General features: G+C 56.9%; 1 rRNA gene. It reads left to right on the top strand.

Annotated features, from left to right (window positions below):
- Nucleotides 1–98 precede the first annotated feature (98 nt).
- Nucleotides 99–3213: ribosomal RNA gene (locus tag LG634_RS37455) — 23S ribosomal RNA — on the top strand.
- Nucleotides 3214–3245: the final 32 nt, after the last annotated feature.

Below are 3245 nucleotides of genomic sequence, written 5' to 3'. Positions count from 1 at the left end.
CCTTCTGACGCCGGCCCCAGTGAACTTGGTCCTTCGGGAGCAGGGTGATGGGTGGCTGGTCGTTGCTTGAGAACTACACAGTGGACGCGAGCATCTGTGGCCAAGTTTTTAAGGGCGCACGGTGGATGCCTTGGCACCAGGAACCGATGAAGGACGTGGGAGGCCGCGATAGGCCCCGGGGAGCTGTCAACCGAGCTTTGATCCGGGGGTGTCCGAATGGGGAAACCCGGCAGTCGTCATGGGCTGTCACCCGCTGCTGAACACATAGGCAGTGTGGAGGGAACGAGGGGAAGTGAAACATCTCAGTACCCTCAGGAAGAGAAAACAACCGTGATTCCGGGAGTAGTGGCGAGCGAAACCGGATGAGGCCAAACCGTATGCGTGTGAGACCCGGCAGGGGTTGCGTATACGGGGTTGTGGGAATGAGCTTCAGTCGTCTGCCGGCGGCTGGGCGAGTCAGAAACCGTATGGATAGGCGAAGGACATGCGAAAGGTCCGGCGTAGAGGGTAAGACCCCCGTAGCTGAAATCTGTACGGCTTGCTTGCTCATCTCCCAAGTAGCACGGGGCCCGAGAAATCCCGTGTGAATCTGGCGGGACCACCCGCTAAGCCTAAATATTCCCTGGTGACCGATAGCGGATAGTACCGTGAGGGAATGGTGAAAAGTACCGCGGGAGCGGAGTGAAATAGTACCTGAAACCGTGTGCCTACAAGCCGTGGGAGCGTCGGAGACTTCGGTCTCTCGTGACTGCGTGCCTTTTGAAGAATGAGCCTGCGAGTTAGCGGTGTGTAGCGAGGTTAACCCGTGTGGGGAAGCCGTAGCGAAAGCGAGTCCGAATAGGGCGATTGAGTTGCACGCTCTAGACCCGAAGCGGAGTGATCTAGCCATGGGCAGGTTGAAGCGGAGGTAAGACTTCGTGGAGGACCGAACCCACCAGGGTTGAAAACCTGGGGGATGACCTGTGGTTAGGGGTGAAAGGCCAATCAAACTCCGTGATAGCTGGTTCTCCCCGAAATGCATTTAGGTGCAGCGTCGTGTGTTTCTTGCCGGAGGTAGAGCACTGGATAGGCGATGGGCCCTACCGGGTTACTGACCTTAGCCAAACTCCGAATGCCGGTAAGTGAGAGCACGGCAGTGAGACTGTGGGGGATAAGCTCCATGGTCGAGAGGGAAACAGCCCAGAGCATCGACTAAGGCCCCTAAGCGTACGCTAAGTGGGAAAGGATGTGGAGTCGCAGAGACAACCAGGAGGTTGGCTTAGAAGCAGCCACCCTTGAAAGAGTGCGTAATAGCTCACTGGTCAAGTGATTCCGCGCCGACAATGTAGCGGGGCTCAAGCGTACCGCCGAAGTCGTGTCATTGCAGCAATAGGGCCAACGCCCGCTGTGATGGGTAGGGGAGCGTCGTGTGCCGGGTGAAGCAGCGCCGGAAGGCAGTTGTGGACGGTTCACGAGTGAGAATGCAGGCATGAGTAGCGATACAAGAGTGAGAAACTCTTGCGCCGATTGACTAAGGGTTCCTGGGTCAAGCTGATCTGCCCAGGGTAAGTCGGGACCTAAGGCGAGGCCGACAGGCGTAGTCGATGGACAACCGGTTGATATTCCGGTACCCGCTTTGAAACGCCCAATATCGAATCCATTAATGCTAAGGCCGTGAAGCCGTTCCGGACCCTTCGGGGAATGGAAAGTGGTGGAGCCGCTGATCCAAGGTGGTAGTAGGTAAGCGATGGGGTGACGCAGGAAGGTAGTCCAGCCCGGGCGGTGGTAGTCCCGGGGTAAGGGTGTAGGCCGTGTGGTAGGCAAATCCGTCACACGTTAAGGCTGAGACCTGATGCCGAGCCGATTGTGGTGAAGTGGATGATCCTATGCTGTCGAGAAAAGCCTCTAGCGAGTTTCATGGCGGCCCGTACCCTAAACCGACTCAGGTGGTCAGGTAGAGAATACCGAGGCGTTCGGGTGAACTATGGTTAAGGAACTCGGCAAAATGCCCCCGTAACTTCGGGAGAAGGGGGGCCATCACCGGTGATGACACTTGCTGTCTGAGCTGGGGGTGGCCGCAGAGACCAGCGAGAAGCGACTGTTTACTAAAAACACAGGTCCGTGCGAAGCCGTAAGGCGATGTATACGGACTGACGCCTGCCCGGTGCTGGAACGTTAAGGGGACCGGTTAGCTCTGTTTCGACAGGGCGAAGCTGAGAACTTAAGCGCCAGTAAACGGCGGTGGTAACTATAACCATCCTAAGGTAGCGAAATTCCTTGTCGGGTAAGTTCCGACCTGCACGAATGGCGTAACGACTTCTCGACTGTCTCAACCATAGGCCCGGTGAAATTGCACTACGAGTAAAGATGCTCGTTTCGCGCAGCAGGACGGAAAGACCCCGGGACCTTTACTACAGTTTGATATTGGTGTTCGGTTCGGCTTGTGTAGGATAGGTGGGAGACTTTGAAGCAGCCACGCCAGTGGTTGTGGAGTCGCCGTTGAAATACCACTCTGGTCGTGCTGGATGTCTAACCTCGGTCCGTGATCCGGATCAGGGACAGTGTCTGATGGGTAGTTTAACTGGGGCGGTTGCCTCCCAAAGGGTAACGGAGGCGCCCAAAGGTTCCCTCAGCCTGGTTGGCAATCAGGTGTTGAGTGTAAGTGCACAAGGGAGCTTGACTGTGAGACCGACGGGTCGAGCAGGGACGAAAGTCGGGACTAGTGATCCGGCGGTGGCTTGTGGAAGCGCCGTCGCTCAACGGATAAAAGGTACCCCGGGGATAACAGGCTGATCTTCCCCAAGAGTCCATATCGACGGGATGGTTTGGCACCTCGATGTCGGCTCGTCGCATCCTGGGGCTGGAGTCGGTCCCAAGGGTTGGGCTGTTCGCCCATTAAAGCGGTACGCGAGCTGGGTTTAGAACGTCGTGAGACAGTTCGGTCCCTATCCGCTGTGCGCGTAGGAATATTGAGAAGGGCTGTCCCTAGTACGAGAGGACCGGGACGGACGAACCTCTGGTGTGCCAGTTGTCCTGCCAAGGGCATGGCTGGTTGGCTACGTTCGGGAGGGATAACCGCTGAAAGCATCTAAGCGGGAAGCCTGCTTCAAGATGAGTATTCCCACCTCCTTGAGAGGGTAAGGCTCCCAGTAGACGACTGGGTTGATAGGCCAGATGTGGAAGCCCGGTAACGGGTGGAGCTGACTGGTACTAATAGGCCGAGGGCTTGTCCTCAGTTGCTCGCGTCCACTGTGTTAGTTCTGAAG

Origin of the sequence: Streptomyces bambusae (assembly GCF_020532645.1) — a bacterium.
Taxonomy (GTDB): domain Bacteria; phylum Actinomycetota; class Actinomycetes; order Streptomycetales; family Streptomycetaceae; genus Streptomyces; species Streptomyces bambusae.
This window is presented reverse-complemented; position numbering and strand designations above follow the sequence as displayed.